This is a genomic window from Hoeflea sp. AS16, assembly GCF_038900095.1.
Classification (GTDB): domain Bacteria; phylum Pseudomonadota; class Alphaproteobacteria; order Rhizobiales; family Rhizobiaceae; genus Hoeflea.
The window spans coordinates 116,627-132,336 of the sequence record NZ_JBBMQQ010000009.1 but is presented as its reverse complement, the minus strand read 5'-3'; the positions used below and the strand labels follow the sequence as shown (position 1 = coordinate 132,336).

Genomic DNA, 15,710 nt, shown 5'->3' with positions numbered 1-15,710 from the left:
GAACGAGGAATGAAGGGCAGCCGTCCGCGGCTGCCCCTCGGGAGGTAATCCGGATTACCAGTTCGGCTTCGGCACGACCGGCGCAACGGCACCGTCCTTGTCCGACGGGTTGACGGCCACGAACGTGCCGTTCTGCCACTGTCCGACCCACCAGAGATCGCGCAACTGGTTGTTCTCGAGCTTGACCTCGCCGATGATCGTGCTGAACGTCCCGGTCGACAGTTCCTCGGCCAGCTTGGCATGATCGAGACCGACCCGTTCCACCGATTGTGCCAGCATTTCAAGCGATGCATAGGTGATCGCCGAAGCCCAGCTGTCCGGCGGTGCGCCGGCGCTGTCGGTGTGGCGTGCAAAGTAGTCCTTGATCGCCGGGGAGGCAGCGTTCACGCCGCCAATCGACATCACGCCGTCTTCCTTGCCATCGGCAATCTTGCCGTAGATCGGAAACGCACCGCCCACACCGACATAGAAGACCTTCGGGTTGTAGCCCATCGACTGGGCGGTCTTGGTCATGCCGAAGCTGTCCGGCGGATAGGAGAAGGCGACAAAGCTGTCTGCGCCGCTCGCCTGTGCTTCGGCCATCAGTGCCGCGAAGTCCGAGGTGCCGAGCGGATAGGTCTTGTCATAGACGACCTCGAGGCCTGCATCCTTGAAGGCCGGGCGGGCGCCGCTGACAAGGTCGATGCCGAAACCGTCGGCAACCGAGACCATGGCGACCTTGTTGTTGATCTTGCCGTCGGCCACGGCGAATTTCAGCACATTTGCGAGCCCCTCGGCATAGTCGTGTCCACCGCCGAGCATCCAGTAGCTGCGCTTCCAGCGAGCGGCGAATTCAGGCGCCTTGTCGGTCACGGCGGTTACGCCGAGCTGTGGATAGCCGAACCGGTCCATCAACGGTGCTATGGCGAGGTTGGAGCCGGTTCCCCACGGCGGCAGGATCAGGTCGACCTTGTCCTTGGTGGCGAGCCGTTCGATGGCGCGGACCAGGTCTTCGTTCGAAGACCGGTCGTCATACTCGATGACCTCGATCTTGCGCTTCGAGCCATCGGGCAGGGTCAATCCGCCAGCTGCATTGACGTCCTTGACCCACAATTCGTAGTTTGGAATCGTGGTGATGCCCGCGCCGGTGGCGTTGGGGCCGGTCTTGGCAACGGCATAGCCAATCTTGATGGTTTCATCGGCGGAATATGCCAGGTTGGCGCCAAGAAGCATGGTCATCGCCACGCCGGATGCCAGCGCGCGCACGGTATTGCGTCGGGTGATTTTCATGAATTTTCCTCCCAATTGCGGGCAGAAGCGGGGTCCTGCGGTCGCCTTCGCCCAAAATCTCCAGTGATTTCAGCCGAACTCCCATTAACGGCTGACATTGAGTATCGATCAGGGTCTCGCATAAGAATATGCACTTTTGTGGCGAAGAATTGCACTTTTGCTTGCATTCCCGGTGAGATCGGGGAAATTGCCCGGATGAGACCGATATCCCTGCCTGCGGGCGATGACCGCCCGGCACTGTCACTGCTTGAGATCCGCAGTCCGTTGACCCGCGTGGCCTACGGTGTTCCGGCGGAGTCTGCCTGCCTTGTGCTCTTGTTTGCGGGAAACATCACGGTTTCGGAAACCGCGACAACGGCGGATGCTGCCCGTGAGTTTGATGCACCGCGGCTGATCTGGACGCCCGCCGGCAAGGCCCGCGAAATCGCCGCGCAGGCCGGCGCGCGCGGCACCATCATGCTGGTGCCGCGGCAGACGCTTGTCCGTGCCCTGCCCACAAGCCTGCTTGCCGATCAGATGGGAATCCTGCTCAGGCAGGGGATTTCCCAGGCACTCGGGCAAAACGAGGCAATCGTCCCGCTGCTCGAAGGCATTGCCGCGGAGAAGCAGGCCAACTGGCCCGGCAGCAGCCAGGCGCTGGAGCACTATCTCGGGCTTGTCCTGCTGCACCTGTGGCGTCTGCTCGGCGCCGATCTCGTCTCCCGGCAGCGCTCGCCCCAGGGGCTGGCCGAACGGTTTGTCATGCTGGCGGGCTTGCACAAGTACCAGCATTGGACTGTTGAGCACTATGCCCGGCTTCTGGAGGTCAAGCGCGACCGGCTCAATGTTGCGGTCAGGCGCGCCACCGGCCTGTCCCCCCAAGGCTATCTGCACCGCGAAATCATGCGCGATGCCTGCGAGCTTCTCGCCAGCACCGGGCTTCCGGTAAGCCAGATCGCTTTCCGCCTCGGCTTTGCCGATCCCGCCTATTTCAATCGGTTCTTCACCCGCCAATCGGGACAGAGCCCGGGCAGGTATCGCCATGTCCTGCGTGACAGGCGGGAGCAGGGCGACCTGACCTATGCAGCCTGGCCGTAGAGCGCCCCGCCCGAAGCCGCATCAGCGCTTCATGTAGGTGTCGAATTTGACCCAGGCGGCTCCGCGTTTGGAGGATTCCACGCACGCGGTCACGAAGGCAACGCCTGCAAGGCCTTCATCGATGCCGGGGAATATCACGCCATCGGGGACGGGTTTGCCGTCGCGATGCGCAATGATGGCTTCCGCCGCTTCGGTGTAGATATTGGCGAAGCCTTCCAGGTAGCCTTCCGGATGTCCGCCGGGAATGCGGCTGACGCGCTGGCCGGCTGCGGTGGCGCCCGCACCGTTGCGGGTGAGCAGCCGCTTGGGTTGACCCAAGCGCGTGTGCCACAGGTAGTTGGGATCTTCCTGGACCCATTCGAGCCCGCCCTTTTCGCCGTAGATCCTGAGCTTCAGCGCATTCTCGTTGCCCGGCGCCACCTGGCTGCACCACAGCATGCCCTTGGCCCCGCCAGAAAACCGCATCAGCACGTGGCCGTTGTCATCAAGCTGCCGGCCCTCGACGAAACTGTCGAGATCGGCGCAAAGCTGCTCGAGCTCAAGCCCCGAGACGAAACTCGCCAGATTGAAGGCATGGGTGCCGATGTCGCCGGTCGAGCCACCAAGGCCGGAACGGGCAGGATCGGTGCGCCATCCAGCCTGCTTCTGGCCTGTTTCCTCGAGCTTTTCCGACAGCCAGTCCTGAGCGTACTCGACCTGCACCAGTCGGATTTTGCCCAGCTCGCCGCCGGCGATCATCTCGCGTGCCTGCCGCATCATCGGATAGCCGGTGTAGTTGTGCGTCAGCACGAACAAGGCGCCCGAAGCCTCAGCCACCTTTGCCAGCTTGCGCGCGTCGGCAAGCGTCGAGGTCAGCGGCTTGTCGCAAATTACATGGATGCCGCGCTTGAGAAACTCGCGCGCCACTGGAAAGTGCATGTGGTTGGGGGTGACGATCGACACCGCCTCGATGCCGTTCTTCAGCCGCGCTTCCCGCTTGGCCATTTCGACATAATCGCCATAGGCCCGGTCTTCTGCAACGCCGAGATCGGCGGCCGAGGCCTTCGACTTTTCCGGTGTGGAGGAAAACGCCCCGGCGACCAGTTCATAGCGGTCGTCGATGCGCGAGGCGATGCGGTGCACGCCGCCAATGAACGCATCACGCCCGCCGCCGACCATGCCCAGACGGATGCGGCGCGAGGATGAGGTGTTGGAACCTTCGATAGCCATTGCTGTCCCTCCCGCTCAGGAAATGCCGAGCATGCGGCGGTTGGCGGCCTCGTCGGTGCCGCCGTCGGCGAAATCGTCAAAGGCCCGTTCGGTGACCCGGATGATGTGATCGGAGACGAATTGTGCGCCTTCGCGGGCGCCGTCTTCAGGATGCTTGAGGCAGCATTCCCATTCGACCACGGCCCAGCCGTCGAAATCATTGGCCGCCATCTTCGAGAAGATCGCGCCGAAATCGACCTGTCCATCGCCCAGCGAGCGGAACCGTCCGGCCCGGTCCACCCATGGCTGGTAGCCGGAATAGACGCCCTGCCGTCCGGTCGGATTGAATTCCGCATCCTTGACGTGGAACATCTTGATCCGGTCTTTGTAGATGTCGATGTTGTCGATGTAGTCGAGACACTGCAGCACGTAGTGCGACGGATCGTAGAGCATGTTGCAGCGCGCATGGTTGCCGACGCGTTCGAGGAACATCTCGAAGGTAACGCCGTCATGCAGGTCTTCGCCCGGATGGATCTCGTAGCAGATGTCGACGCCGCACTCATCGGCGTGATCAAGGATCGGCCGCCAGCGTTTGGCCAGCTCGTCAAAGGCGGTTTCCACCAGCCCTGCGGGCCGCTGCGGCCAAGGGTAGAGGTAAGGCCAGGCCAGCGCACCGGAAAAACTGGCCATCGCATTGATGCCCATGTTCTGCGAGGCTGTCAGCGCCATCCGCACCTGCTCGACGGCCCATTGCTGCCGTGCTTTCGGATTGCCGCGCACTTCCGGTGCCGCGAAACCATCGAAGGCCTCATCGTAAGCCGGATGTACGGCGACAAGCTGGCCTTGCAGATGGGTCGACAGTTCTGTCACCTCGACGCCGTTCTGGCGCGCCACGCCCCTGAACTCATCGCAATAGTCTTTTGACGAGGCAGCCTTGTCGAGATTGATCAGGCGGCCGTCCCAGCTGGGCACCTGCACACCCTTGTAGCCGCAGTCCGCGGCCCACTTGGTGATCGAATCCCAGGAATCGAACGGTGCCTCGTCACCGGCAAATTGCGCCAGAAACAGTGCCGGGCCCTTGATGGTTTTCATTGGTGTCTTCCTCCAGAATTCAGTTCGGTTCCGCCGGGCGGGTCAGTGGGTCAAGTCTGGGCGCGCGTGCGTTTCACTGGATGTTGCGCCACGCCTTCAATTTGCCCGTCGAAGTCTTTGTCTGTCCCCACTGTCCCGGTTTTGCCCCAGACCGCGTTGTCTTTTCGTCGTCATCGCGCGGACTGTAGGCACATTCTTAAATCGTTTGTATCCCCCCCGATACACTGCCTGCCGGTTTTCGGCAAAAACCTTATCCACAAGCTTGCCTCGCTCGCGGGGCGGGAGACGATGGATGAACGGGCTTGTCGGGCATTGCCAATGGGTTGAACCCGCAAGCCGGTTTGACATCGCGCCTCAAACTGTCAGAAATACGGTTCACGATACGGCGTTCCCGGGGTGGGTCGACACAGGCAAGCCTGCCTGATCGAGGGCCGGGTGGATTGGCCAACAAAGGGCGGTAGCAAAGAGTGATTGACCCCGGCAAGAGAGAATTTCTGACACGTCTGTTCCATGCCGCTGTCGAACGCGCCGATCCCCGGCGTGCGCTGGCGGATGCGCTGCCGGCCAGGCCCGCGGGCAGAACCGTGGTCATCGGTGCCGGCAAGGGAGCTGCCCAGCTTGCCGCCGCGTTTGAAGACCTCTGGGATGGCCCGCTGACGGGAACTGTCGTGACCCGCTATGGTTATGCGGCACCCTGCAAATCCATTAAGGTGCTGGAGGCGAGCCATCCGGTGCCCGATCAGGCAGGTCTTGTTGCCACCCAGGCCCTGTTCGATGCGGTTTCCGGGCTTACCAGCGATGATCTGGTCGTTGCGCTCATCTGCGGCGGCGGGTCTGCGCTGCTGCCGGCCCCGCCGGAAGGCCTGACGCTTGCCGACGAGCAGGAACTCAACCGCGTGCTGCTTGCATCCGGCGCGCCGATCGGCGTGATGAATGCGATCAGAAAACATGCGAGCCGCATCAAGGGCGGCAGGCTCGCCGCTGCCGCCTGGCCGGCAAAGGTGGTGTCGCTTGTCGTCTCCGATGTGCCCGGAGACGAGGCCTGCCAGGTTGCCTCCGGGCCCACCGTGCCTGACGCGCTGACAATGGCGGAAGTCCGTGCCATGGTCGCCGCGCGCAACATTGCGCTGCCTGAAAGCATCGTCGCGCATTTCGACAGCGGCCGGGACTTGCCGCCGCGTCCGGACGATCCGGTTTTCGCAAACAACGAGGTCCGCATCATCGCTTCGGCAGGCCTGTCGCTAGAAGCCGCGGCTGACATGGCCCGCAGCGCGGGGGTCGGAGCCGCCATCCTGTCGGACGCAATCGAGGGCGAGGCCCGGGATGTCGGGCTGGTGCACGCGGCCATCGCCAGGGAAGTGGCGGGCCGCGACCGTCCGTTCGCCAAGCCGGTGGTCATCCTGTCCGGCGGAGAAACCACCGTTACACTGAGGGGAAAAGGCAAGGGCGGCCGCAACACCGAATTCCTGCTGTCGCTTGCCTCCGCCATTGATGGTGTCGAGGGAATTGCCGCGCTCTCGGCCGACACCGACGGTATTGACGGATCAGAAGACAATGCCGGTGCCTTCGCCGGGCCGCAAACGGCTGGTCAGATGCGGGCTCGGGGGCTTGATCCGCTGGCCAGTCTTGCCGCCAACGATGCGTGGACCGCCTTTGACGCCATCGGAGACCTGTTCGTCACCGGTCCCACCGGCACCAATGTCAACGATTTCCGTGCGATCCTGGTCGGAGACCTGCCGGATTGACCCCTGCATTATAGGGGTATTTTGGTGATTGAGAGCTTCGGCCCGGTCGTGGTCCCCGGACGCAAGGACTGGTGGCGCTGGGGCGCTTCAGGGTTTTGTGGAGCCGCGGATGCGCTTTAGGCGGCGGTATGAACTCTCAGCGAGATCTGGCTTCCGACAAAGCTGCGCAATTGCACCAGCGCGTTGTCGATTTCCGCAGCTTCTTCAAGCAGGTCGTAATTTCCCGGCTCGGCCGATATTTCACCGTAGAGGATTGCCGATATGCGGCACAGATTGTTCAGGCATCCGTAAATCAGTTGCTTTTGCCGTGTTGGTGTATTGGCGTCTTTGGCCAGACGAGTGATCTCGGGTGCTTTGGCGTCGTGAATTCTTTTAAGATTTGCAAGGCGGTGTGAAACTGTCATGTGAAATCATCCTGACAGGAGTTGTTGATTAACACTCAAATCACGCTTCAAAACTACTATATTTAAATAGAACGTCATCAAATTAGCCATGATTCGTACCGAAGTGTCCAGTTTGCCTGTTCGGGCGTAGGGTTCGCGCAAGCTTGATGCCTGCATGAAGTGTCGTATTCAGTTGGCAGCGTCGCGCCCGGAAAACCGCACACAGTTCCTCGTTCCGCAACCTAGCTGTGGCCGCGGTCAAATTCCCTCTGTTGTCTGCTCGAAATCAGGTTTGCATGCGGCGGCGGCCGTAGCAATTCACCCAAGGTCTGTCGGGTCTACGTTTCCACAGTTAAATACGTCTGTATTTTAGAACGGGCTTGAAATAGACAGGTAATGCTGTTCGGCATGCGCCGATTCGATCTGGCGCATACACGACATGGATATTATGTACTCATCGGGTACCATGATGGCCCAGCCGTCATTCACGCATCAAACCCGTCGGCCGGTTGCGGCCGACAACAGCCCACCTGCGAGCCTTGGCCATGACCGAATCCGCTGACCGCGAAGAAGACATCACTGCGTCTCCGTCCTCGCCGGATGCGGTGGACCATGACGAGATCTACGGTGATGACGGTTCGATCCGGCAGGATTACCTGACCGCAATAGGTGCCGCGATCGCAGACCGCGACGTTCTATACCTGCGCGAGCATGTGGTACGGCTGCATGAATCCGAGCTGGGCGACCTGCTGGAATCGATCAATGCTCCCCAGCGTCATGCGCTGGTTTCACTGCTGGGTGATGATTTCGATTTTGCCTCCCTGACCGAAGTCGACGAAGCTATCCGTCTCGACATCATCGAGGCGCTGCCAAACGCCAGGATCGCCGAAGCTCTGGGCGATCTCGATTCCGATGACGCTGTCTACATTCTCGAAGACCTCGATGAAGAGGACCAGAAGGAAATTCTGGCCGCTCTGCCGTTCACCGAACGGGTCAGGCTGCGCCGCTCGCTGGACTACCCCGAAGACACCGCCGGTCGCCGCATGCAGACCGAGTTTGTCGCGGTGCCGCCGTTCTGGACCGTCGGCCAGACCATCGATTACATGCGCGATGAGGAAGACCTTCCGGACAGCTTCAGCCAGATTTTCGTCATCGACCCGACCTTCAAGCTGGTCGGCGCGGTCGCTCTCGACAAGATCCTGCGCACCAAGCGGCTGGTTCGCATCGAGGAGGTGATGGACGAAACCCGCTACCGCATCGATGCGGAGATGGACCAGGAGGAAGCGGCGCAGCTGTTTGAACAGTACGACCTTCTCTCCGCCGCCGTGGTTGACGAGAACGAACGCCTTGTTGGTGTTTTGACCATCGATGACGTGGTTGACGTCATTCACGAGGAAGCCGAGGAAGACATCAAGCGCCTGGGTGGTGTGGGCGACGAGGAACTCTCCGACAGCATCCTGTCAACCGTGCGCTCCCGTTTCACCTGGCTGCTGATCAATCTCGGCACCGCCATTCTTGCCTCGGCCGTCATCAGCCTTTTTGATGCCACCATCGAGCAGATGGTGGCTCTAGCCGTGCTTATGCCGATTGTTGCCTCGATGGGCGGCAACGCAGGAACCCAGACGATGACGGTGACGGTGCGCGCGCTCGCCACCCGCGATCTCGATATCTACAACGCCGGCCGCATCATCCGGCGTGAGGCCGCCGTCGGCTTGATCAACGGGGTGCTTTTTGCCGTGATCATCGGCGTTGTCGCCGGCGCATGGTTCTCGAGCTCCGGGCTTGGCAGCATCATTGCGGCTGCGATGGTGGTCAACATGCTGGCCGCCGCCCTTGCCGGCATCCTGCTGCCATTGCTGCTGGAGAAAGTCGGTGCGGACCCGGCGATTGCGTCCGCGGTTTTCGTGACCACCGTCACCGATGTCGTGGGTTTTTTCGCGTTTCTCGGCTTGGCCGGGTGGTGGTTGTCACTCGCATGATTTGAAATGCTGCGGTGGTCATGATGCCGATTTTGACTTATACGTAAAAGTAAGTCGTCATCAAATTTCGCAGGATCGATCCGCTTTGGACAAATATTACACCATCACCGAGTTGACCCGTGAGTTCGGGATATCAACCCGGACCTTGCGCTTTTACGAAGACGAGGGGCTGATCCAGCCCGAACGCCGTGGCCGGACCCGCTTGTTCCGGTCAGCCGACCGGCGCCTGATCCAGGAAATCCTGCGCGGACGCCGCATAGGCTTCACCATAGCCGAAATCCGCGAAATCATCCAGGTTTACAAGGATCCCCCGGGTGAAGCCGGGCAATTGCGCTTGCTGATGCGCAAGGTCGAGGAAAAACGCGAGGACCTGCGCCAGAAACGCCGGGACATCGAGGAAACACTGGTTGAGCTCGATCATATCGAGGAATCCTGCCTGACCCGGCTCGCCGAGATCGGCGTCAACACCTGAGCCTGGCACAAATGTTCCCTCCGGGCCCCGGCGCGCTTTAGATCCAGCGCCGGACCCTGCGGCAATAATCTTCGAACTGGTATCCGAACTTGGCCAGCAGATGACTTTCCTCCCGCCTGATGGCGAGGAAATACGTCATGATGCCGTCTATCGGCGCCAGCAGCAAAAACCACGCATTCATCAGCAGGCAGCCGATTCCGGCAAGCAGCAGCATGTTGGCCAGATAGATCGGGTTGCGGCTGTAGGCAAACGGCCCGTGCGCAACCAGATGGCTGGAGCCGCGATTGGGCAGGATCGTGGTTTGGGAATCGTGCAGCGTTCTCATCGCCCACAGGTCGATGCCAAGCGCCACAACGATCAGCAGCGCCCCCAGCGTCTGGATGCCGTTGAATTCGAGCGGCCATGGCGCAATGAAATCAAGAATGATCGCGGCAAGCGCAAACCCGGCAAGCAGCAATGGCGGCCAGGGTATTAAGTTCGGACTCTCCCGGTAGGCATTCATCAATCGGAATCCCCTGTTTTCAAATTTGGTTCGGTTCTAAAAATGTATCAGTACAATAATGTGCGTCTAATGTGATGTTGCTGTGCATTGTTCGATGATTGCGGGGATGCGCGCATCTGAATCCTGTGTAATTTGGCCCGAAATGAAGGGCTGAAACAGTTCCTGTGAAAGCAATTCATCGGTGACACACCCGCAAAACCTTTTGCAGAATGCAACGCTGTTGTTGGCTTCGCAACCGATTTCACACTCCGAGACAAATGCCGGCAGCGGATCAGCCGGAGTGGCCGGAATGATCTGGGACGCGACCCAGACAAACGACAGCAGCACCGGTTGATGCACCAGGTAGAAGGCCAGACTGTGACGGCCGCAGAACCGTGTCGCGCGGGCGGCCGGGCCTGTCCCCGTGTCAAACGCGGCCAGGCGTTCGGTCAGGTTCTGCGAGACCGCATACTTGGTCAGGCCCATGCCGACCAGGAAGGGGCCCAGCCAGGGCATCAGCGGCACGAAGTCATTTGACCGCGGAGGCACCGTGAACAGCCCGATCCATGACAGCCAGGCGGGATTGAACAGCTCGTGCCGGTAAAATCCCGGCAGCCCGATGCAGACGATGCCGGCCAGGACCGTAAACAGCACCGGCAGCCGCAGGAACGCGAGACCGATCACGCTTGAAGCGGCGATTGCATGCAGGATGCCGAAATAGATGAAGCTGTCCGGCGTGGCGAAATAGGTCACCAGGCTGATCAGCGCCGCTGCACCTGCCACCATGGCCACGCGCCTGATGAATGCGGTCGGTCTCACACCCTTGCCGTGGGCCAATACCAGGCTGACACCGGCCAGGAACAGGAAGCTGCCGGCGATGGAGCGGGCATAGGCCTTGAACAGCCCGTGCGTCGTGGTGCCGGGCTCAAGATAGCCGAACAGTTCCAGGTCCCAGGAGAAATGGTAGGTTGCCATCGCGAACAAGGCCAGGCCCCGGGCCAGGTCGAGCACGCCGATGCGTCGTGAAGGCTTTTGTGGTGGCGCCAAGGTGCCGGTGGTGTCACTCAAACCTGTCTCTCCATCCCATCCATCGGCGAGGCGGCCGAATCACATCCCGGAAATGATGCCCGCCCTCGGGCCTTGTGTCATCGTGTCGCCAGCCGTGGGCAGAACAGAACGCGCCCGCGGACCGTTTCACAGGGCGACTGCTTCGCGTTTCCTGCCACCGCTGCTGACGAAGAGCCCCGCAAGCACCAGCGTCAGGGCGGCTATCAGGTTTATCGACAGCGGCTCGCCCAGAATAATCACCCCCAGGGCCACCCCGAACACCGGAACAAGATTGGCGGAGAGCGAAAAGCGCGAGTAGCCAACGGCGCGGATCAGGATGAAACGGACAATGTAGGCGATGCCTGTGGGAAACAGCCCGAGATAGATCAGTGACCACAGCGTGGGACTGGACAACCCTTGAGGCGGCATGCCGTCAATCATCAGCGCCAGCGGGATCAGCACTGCCGTCCCGATTGCCAGCGCCAGGCAGACAAGCCGGGCCGGAGGCATGGCGATCCGCCTGATCAGCAGGCCGGCCGTCACATAACTGACCGACGCGCCAAGGGCTGCCAGCTTGGCCAGCAGCGGACCGCCGGCAAACCCGGCAAGGATGCTCGGACCGACAAGCACCAAAATGCCGGCAAACCCGAGCAGGACGGAGATCAGCTTGCGCGGGGTCAGCCGGTCGTCATCGGTCATCAAATGGCTGCCGATCAGCGCCAGGAACGGTCCGGTTCCCATCAACAGCGCCAGCACTCCGGCATCCAGGGTTTTGCCTGCCCAGGCGACCAGGATGAAGGGGACCACGATATTCAACAGCGCCATGCCGACGATCAGGCCCCACTGGCCGCGGCCTGCGGGCCACACCATGCCGCGCCAGATGGCATAAGGCAGAAGCACGAGAAAGCCGATGCCGACACGGATCGCAGCCAGCCACACCGGCCCGGTTTCGGGCACGGCCACACGGATGGCAATGAACCCCGAAGCCCAGATCAGGGATGCCATCACCATGAGGCTCAGGTCCAGCCGTGTTGGCGTCCTGATCGGCTGCGTGGCTGAACTCATGCGGCGGAGCTGCCGCTGGCTTTGCCGTCCGGCAAGCCAAGGCGATAGACGCCGCGGAAGTTCGATGGATCGACCGGCTTGCCCTTGCGCAGGATCTCGAGATCGCCTGCCTTGGCCATATCCACCGCGACGGCCCGCAAGGGCTTCATCAGCCGGCTCCACTGCCGTTCATCCGAGCCGGCAAGCGCCCGCGCTGCCTCGGTCGGAGAAATGCTCTTTCCCTCAGGGCGGCTGTTGAGCAGGTCAAGAATGGCGGCGCGCAGCGCCTGAGCGTCGAACGATGGAGACTGGGTCACGGGTTGATGGTGTCCTTGAGGATCGCGGTGCGCGCGTTTGAGAAGAATTGCCGCCTGAGCAGCACCAGGATCACCAGCGTGGTTGTGCCCATCAGTACGAAGGGGCCGACAAACCAGCCGAGATAGCCGATCGACAGAAAAATGGCCCTCAGCCCGGCATTGAAATGCCGCCCGGCCAGAGTATTGAGCGCCGCGGCCCGGTTGGCGGCGGCGTCGAGTTCGATCCGGTCATCCGGCAGGTCATCTTTCATCGGAATCGCGCCGAACAGGATCGTGGTGTAGTTGAACAGCCGGTAGGACCAGCCGAACTTGAAGAACGCGTAGGCGAAGATCGCGATCAGCCCAAAGACCTTGAGTTCGAACGCAACCGGGTCGGCAACCAGGGGAATCGGCAGGTCGTCGGCTATTGCCAGCACCCGGTCTGTTGCGCCGAGCAACGCGAAACACCCGCCGATGGCAAAGATCGTTGTCGAGGCAAAGAAAGCGGTCCCGTTTTGCAGCCCCGCCAGGATGGCGGTATCGATCATGCGCAGGTCGCGCCGCGCCGCGATCTGCATCCAGCGGATACGGTGCTGGTTCATCGCTGTCGTCAGACTCACCCGCTTGATCGGCAAACGGTTGTTGGACGCCAGCGAGAACACGAACCACGACAGTGCGAACCAGGCAATCGCCAGATAATCATAATTTGTCATGCAGGGGTTTTGCCATGAAGCGTGGTTCGACGCAAAGCCTGTGTTGCGGCTCCGGACGGTAACCATTTTTTCATGTTCGTGGCCAAAGTGAGGGCGGAAACGTGGGGGCTGATTGGAGGAATTCGGTCTAAGCTGTTGATCTTGCACGCAGCCATGCACAAACGCATGGGCTGATATGAAAAAGCGGCCACAGAATTGCCTTTTTTGCAGTTGCGAAATGATTACCGCATCGTTAAACACCCGGTCCTGCGCTGAGCGCGTCCACATGGACGACGCGGCCTGACAGACAGTTTGATAACCGGAGTGATCATGGAAGAGACCGCACAGAAGTCCTGCTGGGGCATTACCGCCCGCGCAGTGATCGGTTTTTCGGGAATTCTTGCACTGGCCTACCTTTTCGGCGGCATCTGAGCAAACGTATGATCTGACAAAGGCAGCGCCTGACCAGACCGGTCGGCGCTGCTTTTCTTTGTCCACTTCCCGGCATCCCAAATAGCCCTGTCGCTGTCGCGGCATTGGAAGTCGGTGGATTGACGGTTCGGAGCAGGCCGCGCATGTAATGTGTTCGTTCTTACCGGAGCTGCCACGAACCATGTTTCTTTCTGTTTTTGATGTTTTCAAGATTGGCGTCGGGCCGTCGAGTTCTCACACGATGGGGCCGATGTCCGCTGCCGTGCGCTTCCTCGACGAGATCGCCGGTCCTGACTGGCCACGGCCGGCGGGGGCGAAGGTCGATTCCATCAAGGTCAGCCTGCATGGCTCGCTGGCCTTTACCGGCATCGGTCACGGAACGGGCAGGGCGGTGGTGCTTGGCCTCACCGGCGAGTTGCCCGACCAGGTTGATCCTGACCGGATGGATGCGATCATCGCCGAAGTCGAGAGTAGCCGGATGATCAACCCTCCTGGCCATCCGGGCTATCATTTCGACCCGCAGACGGATCTGGTCTTTGACAAGAAGCAGGCCTTGCCGGGTCATGCCAACGGCATGATGTTTTCCGCTTTCGATCGTGACGGAAAAATGCTCCTGCGCCGGATCTATTATTCGGTGGGAGGCGGTTTTGTCGTTACCGACACCGAACTGGAAGCCTTGAAGAGCAAGACCAGGGCCCCGGTCGACAAGTCCGTGCCCTATCCCTTCGGCAATGCCAAGCAGATGCTCGAAATGGCTGCAAGCTCCGGCCTGACAATTGCGCAGATGAAGCGGGCCAACGAAGAAACCCACATGTCCCGCGAGGAGCTCGACGCCGGGCTTGACCGCATCTGGAGCGCCATGAGCGGTTGCATCGACCGCGGCCTGTCGGGCGAGGGCATCATGCCCGGCGGGCTCAAGGTCCGCCGCCGGGCTCGTATCCTGCACGACAAGCTGCAGGAGGAATGGCGGCAGAACCGGCGTAACCCGCTGCTCGCCAATGACTGGCTGAGTGTCTATGCCATGGCGGTCAACGAGGAGAATGCCTCCGGCGGCCGCGTCGTCACCGCGCCGACCAACGGCGCAGCCGGCGTCATTCCCGCCACCATCCGCTATGTCATGCAGTTCCACGATGGTGCGGACCAGCAGTCGGTCCGTGATTACCTGCTGACCGCCGCCGCGGTCGGCGGCATCATCAAGCACAATGCCTCGATCTCCGGCGCCGAGGTCGGGTGCCAGGGCGAAGTCGGCTCCGCCGCCGCCATGTCAGCGGCCGGCCTTGCCGCTGTTATGGGCGGCACGCCGGAACAAATTGAAAATGCGGCTGAAATTGCACTCGAACATCATCTGGGCATGACCTGCGACCCTGTCGGCGGGCTGGTTCAGGTGCCCTGCATCGAGCGCAACGCGCTGGGCGCGGTCAAGGCGGTCACCGCCGCCTCGCTGGCGATGAAGGGCGATGGCCAGCATTTCGTGCCGCTCGACGCCTGTATCGAGACCATGCGGCAGACCGGCCTCGACATGAACGAGCGCTACAAGGAGACCTCCACCGGCGGGCTTGCCGTCAACGTGGTGGAGTGCTGAGAGTAGCGTCCAAAGCCAGTTCTAATTCCACGCGAGGCATGATGGCGAACTCGAAAGATGACAGGATCGAAATCGAGAACTTTACCTCCCCGGGGCGGGTTTACCGTGTCGACCGGTCGAAATACGAGGCCATGCGAGACGCACTCTTGGCGGTATTGCCAACATCCGGGCCAGGCTTGTCCGTGGCCGAGGCCAAGGCCCTGTTGCTTCCCAAGCTTCAGCAGGATCTGTTCCCCGGTGGCGATAAGGCCGGTTGGTGGCTTAAGGCCGCCCAGCTTGATCTGGAAGCAAAAGGGATAATCCGGCGGGAAGCGACCAAACCGCTGCGATTGGTCAAGTGCTGACCCGCTTTCTGGGGATTTTCGCCACGCGGGACTGAACGCTCCGTTTTTTGCAGCCACGCCGGGCCTGTGGACGATACCGGGTTTCGTAGGCACCCGGCTTGACCCGGAGCCATTGGCACCCGATGTATCGTCGTATGGCTCTTCATATTCTCAAACTCTGTGTCGGCGCGGAAAGCGTCGAAGACCAGCGCGACTGGATGCAGCGCCGCCTGGCCACGATGGCGGCAGCGGGACAGGTGCCCGAACAGTTTCACACCACGCGAATGGTGCCGAAGCGGGCTGCGGAACTGCTCGACGGCGGCTCGCTCTACTGGGTGATCAAGGGCAACATCCAGGCCCGGCAGCGTCTGCTGGAAATCCGCCCCTTTACCGATGTTGACGGCATCAATCGTTGCCATCTGGTGCTCGAGCCGGTGCTGCACGAAACCTCATGGGCACCGCGCCGTCCGTTCCAGGGTTGGCGCTACCTCGATCCGAAAGACGCGCCGCCGGATCTTGGCGCATCCGGCTCCGGAGATGATGAACTGCCGCCCGAACTCAAGCGTGAGCTGGCAGGTCTCGGGCTTCTGTGAGCCAAACCTGCACCG

16 protein-coding genes are annotated in these 15,710 nt (G+C 61.3%); 7 read left to right on the top strand and 9 right to left on the bottom strand.

The genetic code is table 11. The features are described from left to right. Positions 1-54 precede the first annotated feature (54 nt). On the bottom strand, positions 55-1,269 hold the full coding sequence (locus WNY80_RS18880) for an amino acid ABC transporter substrate-binding protein (RefSeq protein ID WP_342888965.1): 1,215 nt from the start codon (positions 1,267-1,269) through the stop codon (positions 55-57). 195 nt (positions 1,270-1,464) lie between these two features. Between WNY80_RS18880 and WNY80_RS18875 the strand changes: the two genes are divergently transcribed. After that, on the top strand, positions 1,465-2,346 hold the full coding sequence (locus WNY80_RS18875) for a helix-turn-helix domain-containing protein (protein WP_342888964.1): 882 nt from the start codon (positions 1,465-1,467) through the stop codon (positions 2,344-2,346). Positions 2,347-2,367: 21 nt separating this feature from the next. Here WNY80_RS18875 and WNY80_RS18870 read toward each other — a convergent pair whose 3' ends face one another. Next, on the bottom strand, positions 2,368-3,555 hold the full coding sequence (locus WNY80_RS18870) for a Gfo/Idh/MocA family oxidoreductase (protein ID WP_342888963.1): 1,188 nt from the start codon (positions 3,553-3,555) through the stop codon (positions 2,368-2,370). 15 nt (positions 3,556-3,570) lie between these two features. After that, positions 3,571-4,626 carry a sugar phosphate isomerase/epimerase gene (locus WNY80_RS18865; RefSeq protein WP_342888962.1) on the bottom strand — a complete coding sequence of 352 codons (1,056 nt, stop codon included), beginning with the start codon at positions 4,624-4,626 and terminating at the stop codon, positions 3,571-3,573. A gap of 470 nt (positions 4,627-5,096) precedes the next feature. Between WNY80_RS18865 and WNY80_RS18860 the strand changes: the two genes are divergently transcribed. Next, positions 5,097-6,371: a glycerate kinase gene (locus tag WNY80_RS18860; RefSeq protein WP_342889018.1), complete on the top strand. Its 1,275-nt coding sequence runs from the start codon at positions 5,097-5,099 to the stop codon at positions 6,369-6,371. A gap of 116 nt (positions 6,372-6,487) precedes the next feature. Here the strand turns inward: WNY80_RS18860 and WNY80_RS18855 are convergent, their stop codons facing one another. Next, complete coding sequence (locus WNY80_RS18855; protein ID WP_342888961.1) at positions 6,488-6,775, bottom strand: hypothetical protein; 288 nt, start codon at positions 6,773-6,775, stop codon at positions 6,488-6,490. 524 nt (positions 6,776-7,299) lie between these two features. Between WNY80_RS18855 and mgtE the strand changes: the two genes are divergently transcribed. Next, entirely contained in the window at positions 7,300-8,733 is a 1,434-nt protein-coding gene (gene mgtE / locus WNY80_RS18850; protein ID WP_342888960.1) for a magnesium transporter, read from the top strand. 85 nt (positions 8,734-8,818) lie between these two features. Then, a complete protein-coding gene (locus WNY80_RS18845; protein ID WP_342888959.1) occupies positions 8,819-9,205 on the top strand; it encodes a MerR family DNA-binding transcriptional regulator in 387 nt (128 codons plus the stop codon). A gap of 37 nt (positions 9,206-9,242) precedes the next feature. Here the strand turns inward: WNY80_RS18845 and WNY80_RS18840 are convergent, their stop codons facing one another. The 5 genes from WNY80_RS18840 to WNY80_RS18820 all read right to left on the bottom strand — a co-directional run bounded on the left by WNY80_RS18840 (position 9,243) and on the right by WNY80_RS18820 (position 12,786). After that, entirely contained in the window at positions 9,243-9,707 is a 465-nt protein-coding gene (locus tag WNY80_RS18840; protein WP_342888958.1) for an isoprenylcysteine carboxylmethyltransferase family protein, read from the bottom strand. A gap of 66 nt (positions 9,708-9,773) precedes the next feature. Beyond that, positions 9,774-10,754 carry a heparan-alpha-glucosaminide N-acetyltransferase gene (locus WNY80_RS18835; protein ID WP_342888957.1) on the bottom strand — a complete coding sequence of 327 codons (981 nt, stop codon included), beginning with the start codon at positions 10,752-10,754 and terminating at the stop codon, positions 9,774-9,776. Between the two features lie 126 nt (positions 10,755-10,880). After that, complete coding sequence (locus WNY80_RS18830) at positions 10,881-11,798, bottom strand: DMT family transporter (protein WP_342888956.1); 918 nt, start codon at positions 11,796-11,798, stop codon at positions 10,881-10,883. Further along, on the bottom strand, positions 11,795-12,094 hold the full coding sequence (locus WNY80_RS18825; RefSeq protein ID WP_342888955.1) for a DUF3253 domain-containing protein: 300 nt from the start codon (positions 12,092-12,094) through the stop codon (positions 11,795-11,797). The genes WNY80_RS18830 and WNY80_RS18825 overlap by 4 nt, the downstream gene beginning before the upstream one ends. Then, a complete protein-coding gene (locus tag WNY80_RS18820) occupies positions 12,091-12,786 on the bottom strand; it encodes a DUF599 family protein (RefSeq protein ID WP_342888954.1) in 696 nt (231 codons plus the stop codon). Before WNY80_RS18820 ends, WNY80_RS18825 begins: the two co-directional genes overlap by 4 nt. Before the next feature lie 592 nt (positions 12,787-13,378). On the opposite strand from WNY80_RS18820, the gene WNY80_RS18815 reads away from it, so the two are divergent. From WNY80_RS18815 to WNY80_RS18805, 3 genes are all read left to right on the top strand, one after another. Continuing rightward, positions 13,379-14,779 carry an L-serine ammonia-lyase gene (locus WNY80_RS18815; protein WP_342888953.1) on the top strand — a complete coding sequence of 467 codons (1,401 nt, stop codon included), beginning with the start codon at positions 13,379-13,381 and terminating at the stop codon, positions 14,777-14,779. Positions 14,780-14,820: 41 nt separating this feature from the next. Then, a complete protein-coding gene (locus tag WNY80_RS18810) occupies positions 14,821-15,123 on the top strand; it encodes a hypothetical protein (RefSeq protein ID WP_342888952.1) in 303 nt (100 codons plus the stop codon). A 134-nt stretch (positions 15,124-15,257) separates the two neighbouring features. Next, complete coding sequence (locus WNY80_RS18805; protein WP_342888951.1) at positions 15,258-15,695, top strand: DUF1489 family protein; 438 nt, start codon at positions 15,258-15,260, stop codon at positions 15,693-15,695. Positions 15,696-15,710: the final 15 nt, after the last annotated feature.

Bases quoted from the DNA above. Each gene is read 5' to 3' on its own strand.
- WNY80_RS18815 (WP_342888953.1), top strand. From the start codon at position 13,379: ATGTTTCTTTCTGTTTTTGATGTTTTCAAGATTGGCGTCGGGCCGTCG.
- WNY80_RS18840 (WP_342888958.1), bottom strand. From the start codon at position 9,707: ATGAATGCCTACCGGGAGAGTCCGAACTTAATACCCTGGCCGCCATTG.
- WNY80_RS18875 (WP_342888964.1), top strand. From the start codon at position 1,465: ATGAGACCGATATCCCTGCCTGCGGGCGATGACCGCCCGGCACTGTCA.
- mgtE (WP_342888960.1), top strand. From the start codon at position 7,300: ATGACCGAATCCGCTGACCGCGAAGAAGACATCACTGCGTCTCCGTCC.
- WNY80_RS18830 (WP_342888956.1), bottom strand. From the start codon at position 11,798: ATGAGTTCAGCCACGCAGCCGATCAGGACGCCAACACGGCTGGACCTG.
- WNY80_RS18870 (WP_342888963.1), bottom strand. From the start codon at position 3,555: ATGGCTATCGAAGGTTCCAACACCTCATCCTCGCGCCGCATCCGTCTG.
- WNY80_RS18810 (WP_342888952.1), top strand. From the start codon at position 14,821: ATGGCGAACTCGAAAGATGACAGGATCGAAATCGAGAACTTTACCTCC.
- WNY80_RS18820 (WP_342888954.1), bottom strand. From the start codon at position 12,786: ATGACAAATTATGATTATCTGGCGATTGCCTGGTTCGCACTGTCGTGG.
- WNY80_RS18865 (WP_342888962.1), bottom strand. From the start codon at position 4,626: ATGAAAACCATCAAGGGCCCGGCACTGTTTCTGGCGCAATTTGCCGGT.
- WNY80_RS18855 (WP_342888961.1), bottom strand. From the start codon at position 6,775: ATGACAGTTTCACACCGCCTTGCAAATCTTAAAAGAATTCACGACGCC.
- WNY80_RS18805 (WP_342888951.1), top strand. From the start codon at position 15,258: ATGGCTCTTCATATTCTCAAACTCTGTGTCGGCGCGGAAAGCGTCGAA.
- WNY80_RS18880 (WP_342888965.1), bottom strand. From the start codon at position 1,269: ATGAAAATCACCCGACGCAATACCGTGCGCGCGCTGGCATCCGGCGTG.